Raw genomic sequence first — 16,294 nt, forward strand, 5'->3', positions numbered from 1 at the left:
CAGACCGGGCGCGGACTTGACATTACGACCCAACGCCCTCTGGTACTTTCTGCACAAGCAGCGTAAAAGGAGTGCTGCGCGAAACATTTGGAGCCTCGCATCCATGAAAGAACATCGTGGCCGTCTGACCAAGGATGGCATCCGCATCTATGAACAGGGTGACTTTGCCGGCATGCACGCGGCAGGGGCACTGGCGGCGCGGATACTCGACGATATTGCGGATCATGTCTTTCCCGGCCAAACAACCGGTGAGATCGACCGCCTGATCACTCAGATGGTCGAGGATGCAGGCGCAACGTCGGCCACCATAGGCTACAAGGGCTATCAGCACGCAAGCTGTATCAGCGTGAATCATGTGGTCTGCCACGGCATCCCAGGCGACAAGCGCCTGAAGGATGGCGACATCCTGAATATCGACGTTACCGTCATCGTTGACGGCTGGTTCGGCGATACTTCGCGCATGTTCGTGGCCGGCAAACTGCCCCGCAAGGCAGAGCGTCTGATTCAGGTGACCCATGATGCGCTGTTCAAAGGCATTGAGATGGTCAAGCCGGGCAACACCTTCGGCGATATCGGCCACGCGATTCAGGCTTATGTCGAGGCGCACCGGATGAGCGTTGTCCGCGATTTCTGTGGCCACGGGTTGGGTCGTGTGTTCCACGCCCCGCCCAACGTGCTGCACTATGGCCGTCCGGGGACCGGAGCGAAGCTGGAAGAAGGCATGTTCTTCACCATCGAGCCGATGGTCAATCTGGGCCGCCCCGAGACCAAAACGCTGGCCGATGACTGGACCGCCGTGACCCGTGACAAGTCACTATCGGCGCAGTTCGAACATTCGGTGGGTGTCACGGCAGATGGGGTTGAGATCTTTACCCTGTCACCGGGCAACAAGTTTCACCCAACCTATTCGTCCTGATTGACGGCCTGATCGCGCAATAGCTTCAGCAGCAATGTCTCATCCCTCCACGGCGTTACAGCGTCATGGATGAATACCGGCCCGCGCATGGGATTGCGTTCGGGGCCGGTAGTCGATTCCGTATCCTTTGAAAGGGTCCAGATCGGGGGATTTAAGGTACGGTCCATGCCCCGAATGCTAGCACGTCCAGGTCAGATTCCCAAAAGCGTCGGAACCTCGGCCATATCGGTAAAGACTTCGGCCCCAAGTTCCGCCAGCTTCTCGCCCTGCCCATGCGGCGCGTAGGCCAGACAGCGCATGCCCGCGCGTTTGGCTGCCATTACGCCGTTCTGGCTGTCTTCGATCACCACTGGTGCGGTGGCCCCGAATTGATCGGCGGCCGTCTGGAACATGACCGGATCAGGCTTGGCGGTTCCCAAGACATGGGCGGAGTACATTGCGCCGCTAAAACGCTCCCACAAACCGTTCTGGCCCAGAGTGATCTGCATTTTGTCGGGACTTCCATTTGACGCCACACAGAAGGGGATGCCCTTGGCATCCAGCGCGGTCAGCAGTTCCGGAATACCCGAAACCAGATCCACGCCCTGCCGCAAACGATCATAGGTTTCTGCATAAACCTCATCGACCCAATCTTCGGGCAGGTTTGCGCCCAGCGCACGGGCCTTGTCGCGCACTCCGGTCATTGTACCCCCAAGAAAGAACGCAACACTGTCTTCCAGCGTCAAGTTCAGCCCATACCGTCCAAGATTGTCGACCAGCACCTGATTGGACAGCGGTTCACTGTCTACAAGAACACCGTCGCAATCGAAAATGACCAGATCGTGCATGCCTGCCCTCTTTGTTTTGCACTGTGCCTAGCCAACCGTGCGCGCAGGTGCAAACCGGGTGTCAGCAGAACCTTGCCCGCAGGGTTTCAGCCTGAAACATTTCGCCACATCAACGAGATATGCGTGTCACCGTATTTCCGGCTGTCCTGCAGGTCGAACCCCTGCGGCGCTGCCATGGGGCTGTTTTCCTCCCACACGATCAGCGCGTCGTCGGCAATCCAGCCATGGGACAGGGCAGCGATGGCCTTTTGCCCCATGGATTTTCCATAAGGCGGATCCAGAAAGATCAGATCATAGGGCGCACCCGGATTTTCGCCCAGCCGCGTGGCGTCCCGGCGGATCAAGGTGGTGCGGTCGGCGCTGCGGGTCAGGTCGATATTCTTGCGGATCAGCCCCTGCGCCACCCGCCCGTCATCCACAAAGGTCACCCGTGCAGCGCCGCGCGACAGCGCCTCAAGCCCCAGCGCGCCGGTTCCGGCAAACAGGTCCAGAACGCGCAGCCCGTCAAAGTCGATCTGATGACCCAACACGTTGAACAGGCTTTCGCGCACCCGGTCGGTGGTGGGGCGCAAATGAGCGCCCGCATCCCCTTTGCCAACCGACGCCAAGGCCCGGCCCCGGAACTCTCCGGCGATGATCCTCACGCCTTGAGCAGCGGTTTCAGATCCGCGTCCGGGTCGGCGACCACGGCCGGATCAGCGGTTTTGCCCGCCTCAATCAGACGCTTGCCAACCATATAAGCGCGAGGATCATTCATCGCGTCAACGGCGATCAGCTGATCGCCGTTGTAGTACCAGAAGGACACGGTCTGACCGTCACCCTGACGGGTCACCACGCGGTCATAGCCGGTGTTCAGGCCCGCGATCTGCAGTTTGACGTCATACTGATCCGACCAGAACCACGGTGTCGCCACATAGTCCTTGGCTGCGCCCAGCATGTTTTGGGCTACGATCTCGGCCTGATCAATCGCGTTCGGCACGCTTTCCAGACGAATACGGGCATCGCCATGTGGGAAGGACGCGCAGTCGCCCGCCGCCCAGATCGCCGGATCAGAGGTTCGACCATGCGCATCGGTCTTAATGCCGTTCTCCAACTCAAGCCCTGCGATCTCGGCCAGTTGAGTAGATGGGACGATGCCGACACCGACAACAACAAAATCGACCTCGATCTCGGTGCCGTCGGTCAGAACCGCACCAACCACCTTGCCGTTGTCGCCCACCAGACGATCCAGCCCGACACCTTCGCGGATATCGGCGCCATATTCACTGTGCAATGCGCGGAAGTAATCGCTGGTCTCGGGCGCGGCCACCCGTTGCAGGATGCGGTCGGCCATCTCGACCAAAGTCACCTTGACCCCGCGCTTGGCGCAGACTGCCGCGGCCTCAAGCCCGATATAGCCGCCGCCCACGATCAGGGCGCGCGCGCCGTCTTTCACGCGGGGCTCCATCTCGTCGATATGGGCCAGATCGCGTACTACGTGGACACCTTCAAGATCACCGCCAATCGCGGCAGGCAGGTAGCGCGGGTCCGACCCGGTGGTCAGGGCCAGTTCGTCATATGCGATGACCTCATCCCCTACGGTCACGGTTTTGGCCTGCGGATCAATCGCCGTCACGCGTTGACCCAAACGTAGGGTAATATTGTTCTCGGCATAGAAACTTTCGGGCCGCAGGAACAGGCGCTCCAGCTCCATTTCACCCAGCAGATAAGCCTTGGACAGCGGCGGGCGCTGATAAGGCAGATGCGGCTCGGCCCCGATCAGAGTGACGTCCCCTTCGAACCCGTCTTTGCGCAGCCTGGCAACAAGCGACGACCCCGCCTGCCCGGCACCGATGACGACAATATGGCTCATGTTCCTCCCACCGCGTCGAATTCCCGTGGTCTCATCCACTCGACCACCTATATTGCGGCTGAGCCCGACTCTGCAAATCCAAACGACAGGAGCTTAAAAAATGATTTCAACAGGTGAGACACTGCCCGACGCCACACTGACGCAACTGGGCGCAGACGGCCCCGAAGAGGTGCGGATTTCAGACAAAACCAAAGGGCGCAAAGTGGTGATCTTTGCGGTGCCCGGAGCATACACGCCGACCTGCAGTTCGGCCCATGTGCCCAGCTTCATTCGCACCAAAGACCAGTTTACCGCCAATGGCGTGGATGAGATCATCTGCGTTTCGGTAAACGACCCGTTTGTTATGAAAGCCTGGGGCGAGGCCACAGGCGCGGCCGATGCAGGCCTGACCATGCTGGGCGATGCCTCAGCCGAATTCACCAAGGCCATTGGCATGGAATTCGACGCCCCGCCCGCCGGACTGTATGCCCGTTCCAAACGCTATGCCATGCTGGTCGAAGACGGCAAGGTCACTGCGCTGAACCTGGAAGAAAGCCCCGGCACCTGCGAGATTTCGGCAGGCGAAACTTTGCTGGACGCGATCTGATCCTGCGCGCGGCCCTGGGTCACCTCGGGGCCGCAAACGCATTTAACTTGATGCAACGCCCTGATCAGCCAATAGTTGTGGCATACAATCAGGGAGTTCATTGATGAAACTGAAAGTATTCACTCTATTACTGGGCACAGCGGGGGCATTGGCCGCCTGCGGCCCGGCACCCACCCCTCAGCAACAGGCGGCGCGGCAGCATGAAATCGCATGTCTCAGCGGATCACTGGGCGGTGCATTGATCGGCGGCGCGATCGGCAACCAATTCGGTGGTGGATCAGGTAAATCCATCCTGACTGCGGCAGGCGCAGCCGCAGGCGCGATTGAAGGCAACAGATACGCATGCTGAGGAGAGCCGAGATGACACGTGGAATTTTGATTGCTGCGGCCCTTATACTGGCCGGTGCGGCCACAGCCGAGACCGTGGGCGAGTTGCATGAAAACGAACTGAAGGCCATCGACAAGAACAATGACGGCTTCTTGTCCCGTGATGAGTTCGATGCCTTTTCCGATTATGCCTTTCAGGAAATGGATGACGACAAGAACGGCACGCTGGGATTGGACGAAGCCAAGCCGTTTCTGGACATAAAACAGTTTCAGGACGTTGACCGCGATAATGACGACTTTATCTCTCGGGCGGAATACGACGCGCAGATGAACGACGATTTCAACGCGGCGGATAAGAACGGCAACGGTCAACTGGACTAGCAACAGGAGCGCACGATGAACAAATGGATCCGTTTGGGTGCGCTTTTACTGGTGGCGGCCTGCGATGTACCGCAGGCGCCGGTTGTGAACGGACCGGACGGGCAGACATTTATCCAGATCAACACTTCCGGGCTGACCTGCTATAACACCAAATGTCTGGATATTAATCCGGCAGCCCGCAGTGTGCGCCAAATCGGCAATCGGACGACGCAAATTCCTGGCAATATCAACGTCAGCAACGGAACCGTGACACCTGATGAGTTCCGGCAATTGGGTATTGCTGCATCCCTGGCCGGCGGAGAAGGCTCGCGGAGCGACAGAGGCTAAACCAGGCTGTCCATCTTGCGCGCCAGCTTTGCATCCAGCGCCGAAATGCCACCGACATCATGGGTGGCCAGCGTCACCTCGACTGTGCGGTAGACGTTGGACCATTCGGGGTGGTGATTCCACTTTTCGGCAAAAATCGCCACCTGCGTCATCCAGCCAAAGGCATGCACGAAATCTTCGAAGATAAAGGTCTTGGTGATCGCATCCCGGTCTTCGACCATGGTCCAGCCGTTGTTGAACAGCGGGTCCAGAAGCGGTCCGCGGGTCTCGGGCGACAGTAGTTCGGTCATTGCTGTTCCTCCGGGTTCGATTTCCTGAACGGGCCGTATTCCGTCAGAATCTCAATCTCTTGTCCCACTGCGTGGGCCTCGGCGTCCAGATATTTCTTGATCGCATCGGCAAAGCCGGGGTCGGCGACCCAATGCAAGCTATGCGTGCGCATAGGCATATAGCCCCGCGCCAGCTTGTGTTCGCCTTGCGCGCCGGCCTCAACACGGGCCAATCCTTCGGCAATGGCAAAGTCGATCGCCCTATAGTAGCACAATTCAAAATGCAGGCAGGGGTGATGTTCGACGCAGCCCCAATAGCGGCCATAAAGCGTTTCGCGTCCAATGAAATTCAGTGCCCCGGCAATCGGATAGCCATTGCGTTCCGCCAGAACCAACGCCATATCATCCGCCATGGTTTCCTGAGCGATATCAAAGAATTGTCGCGTCAGGTAAGGCGATCCCCACTTCCGCGCGCCGGTATCCTGATAGAACCGCCAGAACGCATCCCAATGTTCAGGGCGTAGATCATCACCGGAATAGGTGTGAATTTCTCCGCCAAATTCGCAGGCCTGCGCGCGTTCCTTACGGATATTCTTGCGCTTGCGCGAGGACAGCGCGGCCAGAAACCCATCAAAATCCGCATATTGGTCGTTAAGCCAGTGAAACTGCTGTGATTGACGCAGCAACAGACCCATCTGTTCGCCCGCCAGCGCTTCGTCCTCGGTGCAGAACGTGGCGTGGACCGAAGACACCCGGTTATCGGCTGCAATCTGCACGGCTCCTTGCACCAGGGCCGACATACCCGGAACCTCGTACCCCGGTCGCACCAGAAACCGCCGCCCGGTGGCCGGAGTGAACGGTACCGCGATCTGCAGTTTGGGGTAATACCGCCCGCCTGCGTTTTCATAAGCATGGGCCCAGCTGTGGTCGAAGATGTATTCGCCTTGACTGTGCGATTTGGCATACATCGGCGCGGCCGCGATCAGCATCCCATCCAGATATGCGGTCAGGTATTGAGGCTGCCAGCCAGTGCCCGCCCCAACCGAACCGCTGTTTTCCAGCGCCAGCAGGAATCGATGCGTGGTAAAGGGATCAAGCGGCCGCCCGCCATCGGCGGCCTCGGGGCAGGCGCAGGCATCCCATTCGGTCGCAGAAATCTGCGAAAGCGATCTCAGAACCTGAACTTCGATTTGCGCCTGATCCATGTGCCCTCCGCGTCTGATCTTTATCTGTGACACCGAGGGGCAGGTTCAACCCGGATGTGGCGCCAAATACCCTTCGAAGGTCACGTTATCGGCAACCCTTCGGGCCTGAGCCTCTTGCTCGGCCGAGCGTACTGTCCAACACAGAACCGGCACGCCGCGCGCTTTCAATTCGGCCACGCGGGGGCGGGACAGATCGGCGACCTCATGGCTGATAAAGCTGGCACCGACCCTGTCAAAATCGGGTATGTCGCGCAGGTGATCGCAGACCTTCTGCGGCAACAGCTCGACCTTGGGCTGGTAAGAACAAGTCACCAACCCGCGCGGCAGATGGGGGGCAAGACGCGCCAGTTCGGCCACGCTGTTGGGATTGAAAGACATCAAGGCCACTGGCCCGTCATAACCCTGCAAGGCCCGTACCGCGTCGGCCTCAAGTGATCCGACATTGGGACCCATCGCGCCGTCCTGATCCTTGAACTCGATCAGCAAGGGAACCTTGCCGTCCACCTGTGCAAGCACGTCGTCCAGCGTCGGAATACCATCATCAGCATGCAGCAGCTGCGTCGCCTGCGCCTGTGTCGCCGTCACCTGCTGAATAGGGCCGGGCTGCCCGGTCAGGCGTGTCATGTCGTAATCATGAAACACTATTGCCCGGCTGTCCGAGGTTCGCTGCAAATCAATCTCGATCCCGTACCCGGCCTCGACAGCCGCACGGATGGCCGCCCGGCTGTTTTCCGGGCGGTTATCCGAAAGGTCATGCAGCGCCCGATGCGCAATCGGGGCCTGCAGGAAAACTGACGGCAAGGTCGGTGTCATTGAACCTCGAAAATACCTTCGATTTCGACGGCCACGCCCAGCGGCAGTGCCGCGGCGCTGACAGCCGAGCGGGAATGACGGCCAGCCTCGCCCAGCGCCTCGACCAGGAAATCCGACGCTCCGTTGATCACCTGGGGCTGTGCTGTGAAATCGGCGGTCGAGTTCACGAAACCGGTCAGCTTGATCACTTTCACCAGCTTGTCGATGTCACCGCCACAGGCTGCCTTGACCTGCGCCAGCAGATTGATGGCGCAAACCTTTGCCGCCGCGGCACCGGCTTCGATTTCCATGTCATCGCCCAGCTTGCCGGTGATCAGATCGTCATCCTTGGAAATCTGGCCCGAGACATAGACGATGTTGCCCACCCGAACGAAGGGTACATAGTTCGCCGCCGGCGCAGGCGCGTCCGGCAGGTTGACGCCCAGGCTTTCCAGTTTTGCTGCGATGCTCATGAAGTTTCCTCCCAATCTTTGAGTCGGGGCGAAGCTAACCGGGAAGACCGGGATCGGAAAGTACGAAAACGGGGATAGACGACCCAGAGCGGTCAGCGTAACTCTTCCTATGCCGAACAGTTGAACCTGTACCACTTTACGTAAGTACGTCGCACAGGTTAAACGCTTTTTGTTTCATACTGGTTGCGAAACGTATATGTGACATCGGATTGGGCCATGCTATGTGGCCACGGGCAGTATTGATTGACAGTTCGGGCGTGTGGAACCCGAACGTTTAGGAGTGGCAAAGACCGTGTTGAGCAGACCCCGCCTGAAGCACCTTATCGTCATGTCCGTGATGGCATTCCTTAGCGCCTGCGCCACGCGACCGCCGGAGGGGACCCCGTCGAATGAGGTGTTCGATCCCTATGAGAACACCAACCGGGGCATTCACAAATTCAACTTGGGCGTTGACCGGTTTCTGTTCCGTCCGGCCTCGAAAGGCTATGTCAAGATCGTACCCGATCCGATGGTGACAAGCTTTAACCATTTCGCTGAAAACCTGACGATGCCCGGGCAGGCGCTGGACTACCTGTTGCAAGGCAATGTCAAACAATCCGGCAACGCTTTGCTGCGCTTTGTGGTCAATACCACTGTGGGCGGCTTGGGCCTGTCTGACCCCGCTGCCGAGTTGAACCTGCCGCCGGTGGATACCGATTTCGGCGAGACCCTGCATGTTTGGGGCGTTGGCGAGGGCGCTTATGTCGAGCTGCCTTTCTATGGCCCGTCAACCCAACGGGATGCGATTGGTGTTGTGGTCAATCTATTCTCGAATCCGATCAATTTCACACCGGTCCGTCCGGTGGACAATATCGGCGTATATGCCGAGGTCGTCCGCCGCATGGGTGATCGGGGCCGGTTCTCGGATACGGTGGATTCAATCCTGTATGAAAGCGCCGACAGCTATGCGCAGGCACAGACAATTTACATCCAAAACCGCCGCTTTGAACTGGCACGCGACGATGAGGACGCCTATCTGGGTTTGTATGATGACCCTTATGCAGATATCGGGACTGACCCAGTCAGGGACCCCTACCTAGACCCCTACGAGGACCCCTATGCCGAATAACCATCTGAACCGACGCGGTTTTATCGCCACTGGCCTGGCCAGTGCGATGCTGACCGCCCTGCCCGCCTTTGCCCAGACCGAAGCCAGCGCCAAGGCACTGGTTGTCAGTGTCGTGGACGATATCAACCGCGTGATCGCCTCGGGCAAATCCGAAAAGGCGATGATCCGCGATTTTGAAAAGATCTTCGTGCAATATGCCGATGTGCCGATCATGGCGCGCTATGTGCTGGGGGCAGATGGCCGCTCAGCAAGCCCCTCGCAGATCAAGCAATTCACCAAAGCGTTTCAGGGCTATATTTCCAACAAATATGGCCGCCGCTTCCGCGAGTTCATTGGTGGCCAAGTCACAGTTCGCAATGCCCGCAAAATCAAGGCGGGCTACGAGGTGCGCACCTCGGTCAAGTTGCAGGGGTCTTCCCCGTTTGAGGTGACATTCCTGGTGTCGGACAAATCGGGCCGCGACAAGTTCTTCAACATGTTCATCGAAGGGGTGAACATGCTGCTGACCGAACGGACCGAGGTCGGCGCCATGCTGGATGCGCGTGGGGGCGATCTGAACCGCCTGATCAAGGATATGAGCCGAAACAAGCTCAGCTGATCCGGTTCACAAATGAAAAAGCGCCGCGCGATTGGTTTCGCGCGGCGCTTTTTTGGTTTTAGTTCAGGCGTTCGCCAGTTTCCTTGGCGAAATAGGACACCTTGCTCATGTCAAAGGCCAGGTTCAACATCTTGCCCGCCTGCGCACTGGTTTCCGCGTGCAGCCGCGCAGTGACCTGTTTGCCGCCCAGTTCCGAGACCACATAAGTATCAGCCCCCGCCGGTTCGACCATGTCGACCATACAGGAGGCCTCTTGCACACCATCACCGGCACGGAACCCGGCCTCGGCAATGTCTTCGGGGCGCAGGCCCAGAATCACATCCTCGGGCAGTGACAGATCGCGGGCATCGTTCAGAACCAGTGTCTCGCCCGTTTCACGTGCAATGGCGATCTGCGTGCCCGGGCCGGTCTTGGACGCTTGCGCCGGGATCAGGTTCATCGCCGGTGAGCCCATGAAATCAGCCACAAACAGGTTGGCCGGGTTGTTGTAGATTTCAGCCGGGCTGCCGATCTGCTGCACGATTCCACCTTTGAGAACCACGATCTTGGTCGCCAGCGTCATCGCCTCGATCTGGTCATGGGTCACGTAGACGATCGAGGCATCCAGCGTCTGATGCAGTTTCTTGATCTCGGTTCGCATCTCGACCCGCAGCTTCGCGTCAAGGTTCGACAGCGGCTCGTCAAACAGAAACAGTTTGGGATCGCGCACCAGTGCCCGGCCCATCGCCACCCGCTGACGCTGACCGCCTGACAATTGGCTGGGGCGGCGGTTCAGCAGCGGCTCGATCTGCAGCAACGAGGCAACCTCGTTCAGCTTGGCCTCCTGCGTCGCCTGATCGACCCCGCGTACCTTCATGCCAAAGGTGATGTTCTTGGCCACGGACATTGTCGGGTACAGGGCGTAGGACTGGAACACCATCGCGATGTCGCGATCCTTGGGGCTGACATGGGTCATGTCCTTGCCCCCGATGGACAGCGTGCCGCCGGTAATATCCTCCAGCCCCGCAATACAGTTCAGCAGGGTGGACTTGCCGCAACCCGAGGGGCCGACCAACACCAGGAAATCACCCGGTTCGATCGAAATGTTGATGTCCTTCAGAACCTCGGTTGCGCCGTAATTCTTGTACAGATTGTTGATATCGAGGATGGGAGCCATGGGTTATCCCTTCACTGAGCCAGCGGTCAGACCGCGGATGAAATACTTACCGGCGACGACATAAACGAGCAGCGTCGGTAGCCCCGCGATGATCGCGGCGGCCATGTCGACGTTGTACTCTTTGACGCCGGTGGTGGAGTTTACGATGTTGTTGAGCGCCACGGTCACGGGCTGCGTTCCCGCCTGGCTGAACGACACGCCGAACAGGAAGTCGTTCCAGATCTGCGTGAACTGCCAGATCACGGTCACCACGATGATGGGCAGCGACAGCGGCAGGAAGATCGACCAGAATATCCGCAGGAATCCGGCCCCATCGACCCGTGCCGCCTTGGTCAGCTCGGCCGGAATGGTGACATAGTAATTGCGGAAAAACAGTGTGGTGAAACCGAGGCCATAGATCACGTGGACGAAGATCAGACCCGGAATGGTCCCGGCGATCCCCATCATGCCCAGCAGCCGCGCCATCGGCAGCAGCACAACCTGAAACGGGATGAAGCAACCAAACAGCATCAGCGAGAAGATGATATTAGCGCCTTTGAACCGCCATTGCGCCACGACATAGCCATTCAGCGCGCCCAGCAGGGTCGAAAGGGCCACCGCAGGCACCGCGATCAGGACCGAGTTCCAGAAGTAAGGCCGCAGCCCTTCACACTGGATACCGGTGCAAGCCCCGGACCACGCGGTTTTCCAGGCGTCAAAGCTGACCTCACGCGGCAGCGAGATCAGGCTGCCTGTGCGAATTTCCTCAAGGCTTTTAAGCGACGTGGTCAACATCACGAAAAGCGGCATCAGGTAATACAGCGCGAACAGGCCCAGCAGGACATACAGCAACCAGCGCAAGGCAATTTTGCCGGTTGCGCTTTGCGTGCGGGTTTGGGTTTGGGGCATCGACAGATCAGTCATTTTTAGCCCTCAGCTCTGAGTAAAGATAGGGAACCACGATGGCAAAGACGACCAGCATCATGATCATCGCGGAAGAGGCCGCCTGACCGATATCGCCGCGCGAAAACGCCATGGCATACATGTAGGTGGCTGGCAGATCGGTCGCGTAGCCCGGACCGCCACCCGTCAGGGCGATGACAAGGTCAAAGCTTTTGATCGCAAGGTGGGCCAGCACGATGAAGGCAGACAGGAAGATCGGGGCCATCGACGGGATGATGATCGCCGTATAGATGCGCCACGTGGGGATACCATCGACCTGCGCGGCCTTGATGATTTCGCCATCCACCGAACGCAGACCGGCGAGGAACAGCGCCATAACAAAGCCCGAGCTCTGCCAGATTGCGGCGATTACGATGGTGTAGATCGCGTAATCCGGGTTCACCAGCCAATCGAACTCGAAATTCGGGAAACCCCAGCCCTGCACCATGGATTCAATACCCAGACCCGGGTTCAGTATCCATTTCCACGCGGTACCGGTCACAATCATCGACAGTGCCATCGGGTACAGGTAAATTGTGCGGATGGCTCCTTCGACGCGGATCTTCTGATCCAGCAGGATGGCCAGCAGCAGACCCAGTACCATCGCGATCACGATGAACAGAGCACCGAAGATGTAAAGGTTGTTGATTGCCGTATCCCAGCGGGGTGAATCAAACAGGCGCTCATATTGGATGAACCCGTTGATCTCATATTTCGGCAGTAGTTTAGATCGTGTCAGCGACACCCATGCGGTCCATCCGATAAATCCGTAAACAAAGATCAATACGGCGATGAACGACGGTGCCAGCACCACCTTGGGCAGGTGGTTTTCCAGCCATTCGGACATTTTAGCCTCCGGGGAAAGATGCTCTGCCCCGCATTATAGGGGGCAGAGCGTATTGGATCAGTAGCTGTTCGCCACCGCGTCCGCCAGTTGCTGAACCGCGTCAGCCGAGGACATATCCGAGTTAAAATGCGCGGTCACAACGTCGGTGATCGCACCGGACTGCGACCCGCGCAGCGCCATGCCATGGGCATAGGACGGCAACAGCGACCCAGCGTCCGAGGTCGAGCCCATGTCTTCAGCCGACAGGTTGGCGCAGATGTCAAAATCATCCAGCGCGACGTCGGTGCGGGCAGGGATCGAGCCTTTGTTCAGATTGAACACCTTCTGGAAGTTCGGCGCCACGATCAGCTTGGCCAACAGGTCTTGACCGGCTTTCTTGTCATCTCCGTCCACGTCGAACATGGCAAAGCTGTCAACGTTGTACAGATAGCCGTCGCCGGGGGTCGAGGCGCACAGGAAATCTTCACCGGGCTTCTTGCCGGCCGCCAGGAACTCACCCTTGGCCCAGTCACCCATGATCTGGAAGGCTGCTTCGCCGTTCATGACCATCGCTGTTGCAAGGTTCCAGTCGCGGCCCGAGAAGTTCTCGTCGACATAGCCGCGCAGGGTACGCATCTGATCAAAGACCTGAACCATCGTGTCCGAGGTCAGCGCCTCGGGGTCCAGATCGACCAGCGCTTTCTGGAAGAACTCGGGCCCGCCGATACCCAGAACCACAGTTTCAAAGACGGTCGCGTCCTGCCATGACTGACCACCATGGGCCAGCGGGATCACACCGGCAGCCTGCAGCTTATCAGCAGCAGCGTTGAACTCGTCCCAGGTGGTCGGCATTTCGATGCCATTTGCGGCCAGAACATCAGCATTGGCCCAGATCCAGTCTACGCGATGTACGTTCACTGGTGCGGCGCACCATGTGCCCTCGCACTTCATGTGACCTGCGATGGATGCGGGCAGCACATCCGCCCAGCCTTCGGCGTCGGCCACGGATGAGATATCGGCCAGAACGCCCTCTTCGTACCATTCCTGAATTGCGGGGCCTTTCAGCTGAACTGCGGTCGGCGCGTTTCCGGCCAGCACCCGGGCACGCAACGCGGTCATGGCCGCGTCACCGCCACCACCTGCAACCGGCATATCGGTCCAGGTTCCGCCATTCGACGCGAACTCTTCCTGCAGTACGGCGACCGACTTGGCCTCACCACCCGACGTCCACCAATGCAGAACCTCGGCCTGCGGCTCGGCCAGAACCGACGACCCGGCCACAACGGCCAATGTCGAAACGGTGGCGAATGCAAAATGCTTCATTGTCTGTCTCCTCCCTAGAGAACTTAGTGACTGCTGATGCAGCGATGCCCGTTATTCTGAGACCAGTTCGTCATCTGGCAACGCTGAATCCGCGCCAAAGCCCGGCAACCACCCAAAAATTCACTGCTTTTGTTACAGCGTGTTACGTTGACATTGAATCTGTTTCCGTTCGTTACAATGGATGATGTCGGAGGAGCAGAAACTGGGAGGACAAACCGCGTGAGCATTCCGCGACTTTTGGTGGTGGATGACGACCCTGAAATGCGGTCGATGATGACCCAATTCCTGCATCAGAACGGGTTCGTCGCCCTGCCCGCCAGTTCCGAGGCTGAAATCCGCAACCATCTGACAGCGGGACGGATCGACCTGATCCTGCTGGATGTGATGCTTGGGGATGAGAACGGTGTCGAAATCTGCGCCCGCCTGCGGGCTGAACAGGATGTGCCGATCATTCTGGTTTCGGCCCTGTCAGCCGACCATCAGCGCATGGCGGGGTACGAGGTCGGGGCCGACGACTATATCGCCAAGCCTTTCAACCCGCAGCTGATGCTGGCGCGGGTTCGTGCGGTGATGCAACGCGCCCGGCGTACGCCGTCGCTGGCCTATCGCCGCCGCACACACCGCTTTCGGTTCAACGACTGGGCCTATGACGGCAAACGGGATGAGGTGCATTCACCGGAAGGCTACCTGGTTCCTCTGTCGCAACGGGAAACTGCGCTGCTCAAGGTTTTGCTGGCCAACCCGCATATCCCCCTGACCCGGGATGAAATCGCCGCTGCGCTGGACGTCACCGGCAGCGCCGACAAACCCGAGGCGCAGGGTCGCGCCATCGACATGCTGGTTGGTCGGTTGCGTTCGAAAATCGAGGTCAACCCGAAAGACCCGCAGATGCTGCGTACCGAACGCGGGGTCGGCTATGTCTTTGCGGCCGAAGTGTCGGTGGAAGAGGACGCATGACCACACACGCCCCGCGCCTGCGCAGCCTGGGCTGGATCTGGACAGGGGCCGCCTTTGCCTCGGGGCTTCTCTCCGCCGGGCTGTGGTTTTCTTCGGCCCGCGCCTGGGACAACTTTCTAACCCGCGCCTATGTCGCAGGGTTTTCCGTCTATGAAGAGCTGCGGGTCAGCAAAATCCCCCCGCCGGGGATCACGATCACCCCCTTGTCCCCCGAAGCTGCGCAGTTGGCCGATGCCGGGCGGTTCGAGCAACTGCCCGGCCTGTCGGATCGCAGCTTTGTCACCAACCTGTCGATCCTGACCGACAACACCGCCCCCCTGGCCGGGCGCGAACTGACGCTGGCGGTGATGTCCGACCGGCTGGTTTACCCGGTGTCTGATCTTCTGTCCCGCGTTGACCAGACCGGGGCCGAGAAGATGGGCAATCTGACCCGCCTTCTGGCCACCTATTGCAGCGAGCCAATCCTGGTCGCCCGGTTCGGACACAGGGGCTGGCAGCAGGTGGACGGCACCGATATCTGGGGTTGCAAGGCCGCCCCTGCCGACCTGCGCCTGCCCGCCATTCTGGCCGCCATCGTGGCTTTGGCGGTCATCCTGACATCGATCGGCAATGTCTCGGACAGTTTCACCCGGTTTTCCAACGCCCTGCGCGGCCGCAAGCGCCGGGGCGGGCCGAGCAGCTATGATGCCGACGGCCCGGCGGAACTGCGCGACATCGTGTCAGCCGTGAACGACCATCTGGATGCCGAGCGCATGCAGCTTGAAAAACGCGCTACCGTTCTGTCCGGTGTCAGTCACGATCTTGGCACCCCTGCCACGCGTGTTCGCCTGCGCGCGGCCCTGATCGCCGATGACGAACTGCGCGAAAAGCTTGAGGCCGATGTGGATCAGATGACAGGCATGATCGAAAGCGTGCTGACTTACACACGCTCGGAACTCAGCGTTGAAGACCCCCGTCAGATTTCCCTGACCGCACTGGTCGAGTCTGTGGTCGCTGATTATCAGGACATGGACCTGCCGGTAACCCTGAAGAAAATCGCCCCGGTCGCAGTCGAAGGCGCGCCATCGGTCTTCATGTCCCGACGCGGGCATGGATCCTTGCCCGAGACACGGCGGATGCTGGTGATGGGGCGGCCAATATCTCTGAAACGGGCGTTAACAAATCTGATCGACAACGCCCTGAAATACGGCCGCCATGCCGAGGTGCAGCTGGAAACCGACGCCCGCACCGCGACCATCACGGTCGAGGACAAGGGTGCCGATCTGTCCGTCACTGATATTGAAAACCTGATGGCACCGTTCCGGCGCGGATCGAACATCGGATCCTCAGACGGGTTCGGCCTGGGTCTGACCATCGTGGCCACAATTGCCGAACAGCATGGGGGCTCCCTCAGTTTTGAGGCCGGGGACCAGGGCTTGCGCGCGCGGCTGCAAATCACCCGGCAGTGATA

21 protein-coding genes are annotated in these 16,294 nt (G+C 59.3%); 9 read left to right on the forward strand and 12 right to left on the reverse strand.

The features are described from left to right. Window positions 1-103 precede the first annotated feature (103 nt). Entirely contained in the window at window positions 104-916 is an 813-nt protein-coding gene (gene map / locus ACR0AL_RS09680; protein ID WP_170349766.1) for a type I methionyl aminopeptidase, read from the forward strand. On the opposite strand, the gene ACR0AL_RS09685 is transcribed toward map, so the two are convergent. The 4 genes from ACR0AL_RS09685 to ACR0AL_RS09700 form a co-directional block, all read right to left on the reverse strand. Continuing rightward, on the reverse strand, window positions 904-1,083 hold the full coding sequence (locus ACR0AL_RS09685; protein ID WP_480662809.1) for a hypothetical protein: 180 nt from the start codon (window positions 1,081-1,083) through the stop codon (window positions 904-906). The genes map and ACR0AL_RS09685 overlap by 13 nt on opposite strands. A gap of 24 nt (window positions 1,084-1,107) precedes the next feature. Then, the gene (locus tag ACR0AL_RS09690) at window positions 1,108-1,743 is read right to left on the reverse strand and encodes an HAD family hydrolase (protein WP_425081353.1); all 636 of its coding nucleotides are present in this window, start codon (window positions 1,741-1,743) and stop codon (window positions 1,108-1,110) included. Between the two features lie 86 nt (window positions 1,744-1,829). Continuing rightward, window positions 1,830-2,387 carry a 16S rRNA (guanine(966)-N(2))-methyltransferase RsmD gene (rsmD, locus tag ACR0AL_RS09695; RefSeq protein ID WP_170376240.1) on the reverse strand — a complete coding sequence of 186 codons (558 nt, stop codon included), beginning with the start codon at window positions 2,385-2,387 and terminating at the stop codon, window positions 1,830-1,832. Then, window positions 2,384-3,595 carry an NAD(P)/FAD-dependent oxidoreductase gene (locus ACR0AL_RS09700; protein WP_170349762.1) on the reverse strand — a complete coding sequence of 404 codons (1,212 nt, stop codon included), beginning with the start codon at window positions 3,593-3,595 and terminating at the stop codon, window positions 2,384-2,386. Before ACR0AL_RS09700 ends, rsmD begins: the two co-directional genes overlap by 4 nt. 100 nt (window positions 3,596-3,695) lie before the next feature. Here ACR0AL_RS09700 and ACR0AL_RS09705 point away from each other — a divergent pair, with 100 nt between their 5' ends. The 4 genes from ACR0AL_RS09705 to ACR0AL_RS09720 all read left to right on the forward strand — a co-directional run bounded on the left by ACR0AL_RS09705 (window position 3,696) and on the right by ACR0AL_RS09720 (window position 5,216). Next, complete coding sequence (locus tag ACR0AL_RS09705) at window positions 3,696-4,181, forward strand: peroxiredoxin (protein ID WP_170349761.1); 486 nt, start codon at window positions 3,696-3,698, stop codon at window positions 4,179-4,181. Window positions 4,182-4,284: 103 nt separating this feature from the next. Continuing rightward, window positions 4,285-4,530: a glycine zipper 2TM domain-containing protein gene (locus tag ACR0AL_RS09710; protein WP_058282649.1), complete on the forward strand. Its 246-nt coding sequence runs from the start codon at window positions 4,285-4,287 to the stop codon at window positions 4,528-4,530. A gap of 11 nt (window positions 4,531-4,541) precedes the next feature. Then, window positions 4,542-4,889, forward strand: coding sequence for an EF-hand domain-containing protein (locus ACR0AL_RS09715; protein ID WP_226689088.1), 348 nt, complete (start codon window positions 4,542-4,544; stop codon window positions 4,887-4,889). A gap of 15 nt (window positions 4,890-4,904) precedes the next feature. Further along, entirely contained in the window at window positions 4,905-5,216 is a 312-nt protein-coding gene (locus tag ACR0AL_RS09720) for a hypothetical protein (protein WP_480662811.1), read from the forward strand. Here ACR0AL_RS09720 and ACR0AL_RS09725 read toward each other — a convergent pair. Genes ACR0AL_RS09725 through ACR0AL_RS09740 form a run of 4 tightly spaced genes read right to left on the reverse strand, consistent with a single transcriptional unit; the run spans window position 5,213 to window position 7,955 of the window. Then, window positions 5,213-5,506 carry a 4a-hydroxytetrahydrobiopterin dehydratase gene (locus ACR0AL_RS09725; protein WP_170349758.1) on the reverse strand — a complete coding sequence of 98 codons (294 nt, stop codon included), beginning with the start codon at window positions 5,504-5,506 and terminating at the stop codon, window positions 5,213-5,215. The two genes, ACR0AL_RS09720 and ACR0AL_RS09725, sit on opposite strands and share 4 nt — an antisense overlap. Then, window positions 5,503-6,690, reverse strand: a complete 1,188-nt coding sequence (locus ACR0AL_RS09730; protein ID WP_170349757.1) for a GNAT family N-acetyltransferase — start codon at window positions 6,688-6,690, stop codon at window positions 5,503-5,505. Before ACR0AL_RS09730 ends, ACR0AL_RS09725 begins: the two co-directional genes overlap by 4 nt. A 45-nt stretch (window positions 6,691-6,735) precedes the next feature. Further along, window positions 6,736-7,503, reverse strand: coding sequence for a glycerophosphodiester phosphodiesterase family protein (locus ACR0AL_RS09735; RefSeq protein WP_170349756.1), 768 nt, complete (start codon window positions 7,501-7,503; stop codon window positions 6,736-6,738). After that, window positions 7,500-7,955, reverse strand: a complete 456-nt coding sequence (locus ACR0AL_RS09740; RefSeq protein WP_058282655.1) for a RidA family protein — start codon at window positions 7,953-7,955, stop codon at window positions 7,500-7,502. Before ACR0AL_RS09740 ends, ACR0AL_RS09735 begins: the two co-directional genes overlap by 4 nt. Before the next feature lie 328 nt (window positions 7,956-8,283). On the opposite strand from ACR0AL_RS09740, the gene ACR0AL_RS09745 reads away from it, so the two are divergent. Together ACR0AL_RS09745 and ACR0AL_RS09750 are read left to right on the forward strand one after the other, a co-directional pair. Continuing rightward, window positions 8,284-9,063, forward strand: coding sequence for an MlaA family lipoprotein (locus tag ACR0AL_RS09745; RefSeq protein WP_170349851.1), 780 nt, complete (start codon window positions 8,284-8,286; stop codon window positions 9,061-9,063). After that, a complete protein-coding gene (locus ACR0AL_RS09750) occupies window positions 9,053-9,661 on the forward strand; it encodes an MlaC/ttg2D family ABC transporter substrate-binding protein (protein ID WP_170349755.1) in 609 nt (202 codons plus the stop codon). The genes ACR0AL_RS09745 and ACR0AL_RS09750 overlap by 11 nt, the downstream gene beginning before the upstream one ends. A 58-nt stretch (window positions 9,662-9,719) precedes the next feature. Here ACR0AL_RS09750 and ACR0AL_RS09755 read toward each other — a convergent pair whose 3' ends face one another. Genes ACR0AL_RS09755 through ACR0AL_RS09770 form a run of 4 tightly spaced genes read right to left on the reverse strand, consistent with a single transcriptional unit; the run spans window position 9,720 to window position 13,887 of the window. Beyond that, a complete protein-coding gene (locus ACR0AL_RS09755) occupies window positions 9,720-10,817 on the reverse strand; it encodes an ABC transporter ATP-binding protein (protein ID WP_480662813.1) in 1,098 nt (365 codons plus the stop codon). A gap of 3 nt (window positions 10,818-10,820) precedes the next feature. Beyond that, window positions 10,821-11,720 (reverse strand): carbohydrate ABC transporter permease, encoded by a 900-nt coding sequence (locus tag ACR0AL_RS09760; protein WP_170349753.1) that lies wholly within the window; start codon window positions 11,718-11,720, stop codon window positions 10,821-10,823. After that, a complete protein-coding gene (locus ACR0AL_RS09765; protein ID WP_170349752.1) occupies window positions 11,713-12,585 on the reverse strand; it encodes a carbohydrate ABC transporter permease in 873 nt (290 codons plus the stop codon). Before ACR0AL_RS09765 ends, ACR0AL_RS09760 begins: the two co-directional genes overlap by 8 nt. Window positions 12,586-12,642: 57 nt before the next feature. Further along, on the reverse strand, window positions 12,643-13,887 hold the full coding sequence (locus ACR0AL_RS09770) for an ABC transporter substrate-binding protein (protein WP_170349751.1): 1,245 nt from the start codon (window positions 13,885-13,887) through the stop codon (window positions 12,643-12,645). Between the two features lie 219 nt (window positions 13,888-14,106). Here ACR0AL_RS09770 and ACR0AL_RS09775 point away from each other — a divergent pair, with 219 nt between their 5' ends. Next, on the forward strand, window positions 14,107-14,844 hold the full coding sequence (locus ACR0AL_RS09775) for a response regulator transcription factor (RefSeq protein WP_170349750.1): 738 nt from the start codon (window positions 14,107-14,109) through the stop codon (window positions 14,842-14,844). Then, a complete protein-coding gene (locus ACR0AL_RS09780) occupies window positions 14,841-16,292 on the forward strand; it encodes a sensor histidine kinase (RefSeq protein ID WP_480662816.1) in 1,452 nt (483 codons plus the stop codon). Before ACR0AL_RS09775 ends, ACR0AL_RS09780 begins: the two co-directional genes overlap by 4 nt. Window positions 16,293-16,294: the final 2 nt, after the last annotated feature.

The organism is Ruegeria sp. BB1, assembly GCF_056539465.1.

Coding starts and splice junctions, on each gene's coding strand:
- ACR0AL_RS09730 (WP_170349757.1), bottom strand. CDS start 6,690: ATGGATCAGGCGCAAATCGAAGTTCAGGTTCTGAGATCGCTTTCGCAG.
- ACR0AL_RS09700 (WP_170349762.1), bottom strand. CDS start 3,595: ATGAGCCATATTGTCGTCATCGGTGCCGGGCAGGCGGGGTCGTCGCTT.
- ACR0AL_RS09705 (WP_170349761.1), top strand. CDS start 3,696: ATGATTTCAACAGGTGAGACACTGCCCGACGCCACACTGACGCAACTG.
- ACR0AL_RS09765 (WP_170349752.1), bottom strand. CDS start 12,585: ATGTCCGAATGGCTGGAAAACCACCTGCCCAAGGTGGTGCTGGCACCG.
- ACR0AL_RS09740 (WP_058282655.1), bottom strand. CDS start 7,955: ATGAGCATCGCAGCAAAACTGGAAAGCCTGGGCGTCAACCTGCCGGAC.
- ACR0AL_RS09760 (WP_170349753.1), bottom strand. CDS start 11,720: ATGACTGATCTGTCGATGCCCCAAACCCAAACCCGCACGCAAAGCGCA.
- ACR0AL_RS09770 (WP_170349751.1), bottom strand. CDS start 13,887: ATGAAGCATTTTGCATTCGCCACCGTTTCGACATTGGCCGTTGTGGCC.
- ACR0AL_RS09750 (WP_170349755.1), top strand. CDS start 9,053: ATGCCGAATAACCATCTGAACCGACGCGGTTTTATCGCCACTGGCCTG.
- ACR0AL_RS09755 (WP_480662813.1), bottom strand. CDS start 10,817: ATGGCTCCCATCCTCGATATCAACAATCTGTACAAGAATTACGGCGCA.
- ACR0AL_RS09780 (WP_480662816.1), top strand. CDS start 14,841: ATGACCACACACGCCCCGCGCCTGCGCAGCCTGGGCTGGATCTGGACA.
- ACR0AL_RS09685 (WP_480662809.1), bottom strand. CDS start 1,083: ATGGACCGTACCTTAAATCCCCCGATCTGGACCCTTTCAAAGGATACG.
- ACR0AL_RS09735 (WP_170349756.1), bottom strand. CDS start 7,503: ATGACACCGACCTTGCCGTCAGTTTTCCTGCAGGCCCCGATTGCGCAT.
- map (WP_170349766.1), top strand. CDS start 104: ATGAAAGAACATCGTGGCCGTCTGACCAAGGATGGCATCCGCATCTAT.
- ACR0AL_RS09690 (WP_425081353.1), bottom strand. CDS start 1,743: ATGCACGATCTGGTCATTTTCGATTGCGACGGTGTTCTTGTAGACAGT.
- ACR0AL_RS09720 (WP_480662811.1), top strand. CDS start 4,905: ATGAACAAATGGATCCGTTTGGGTGCGCTTTTACTGGTGGCGGCCTGC.
- ACR0AL_RS09725 (WP_170349758.1), bottom strand. CDS start 5,506: ATGACCGAACTACTGTCGCCCGAGACCCGCGGACCGCTTCTGGACCCG.
- ACR0AL_RS09715 (WP_226689088.1), top strand. CDS start 4,542: ATGACACGTGGAATTTTGATTGCTGCGGCCCTTATACTGGCCGGTGCG.
- ACR0AL_RS09745 (WP_170349851.1), top strand. CDS start 8,284: ATGTCCGTGATGGCATTCCTTAGCGCCTGCGCCACGCGACCGCCGGAG.
- ACR0AL_RS09710 (WP_058282649.1), top strand. CDS start 4,285: ATGAAACTGAAAGTATTCACTCTATTACTGGGCACAGCGGGGGCATTG.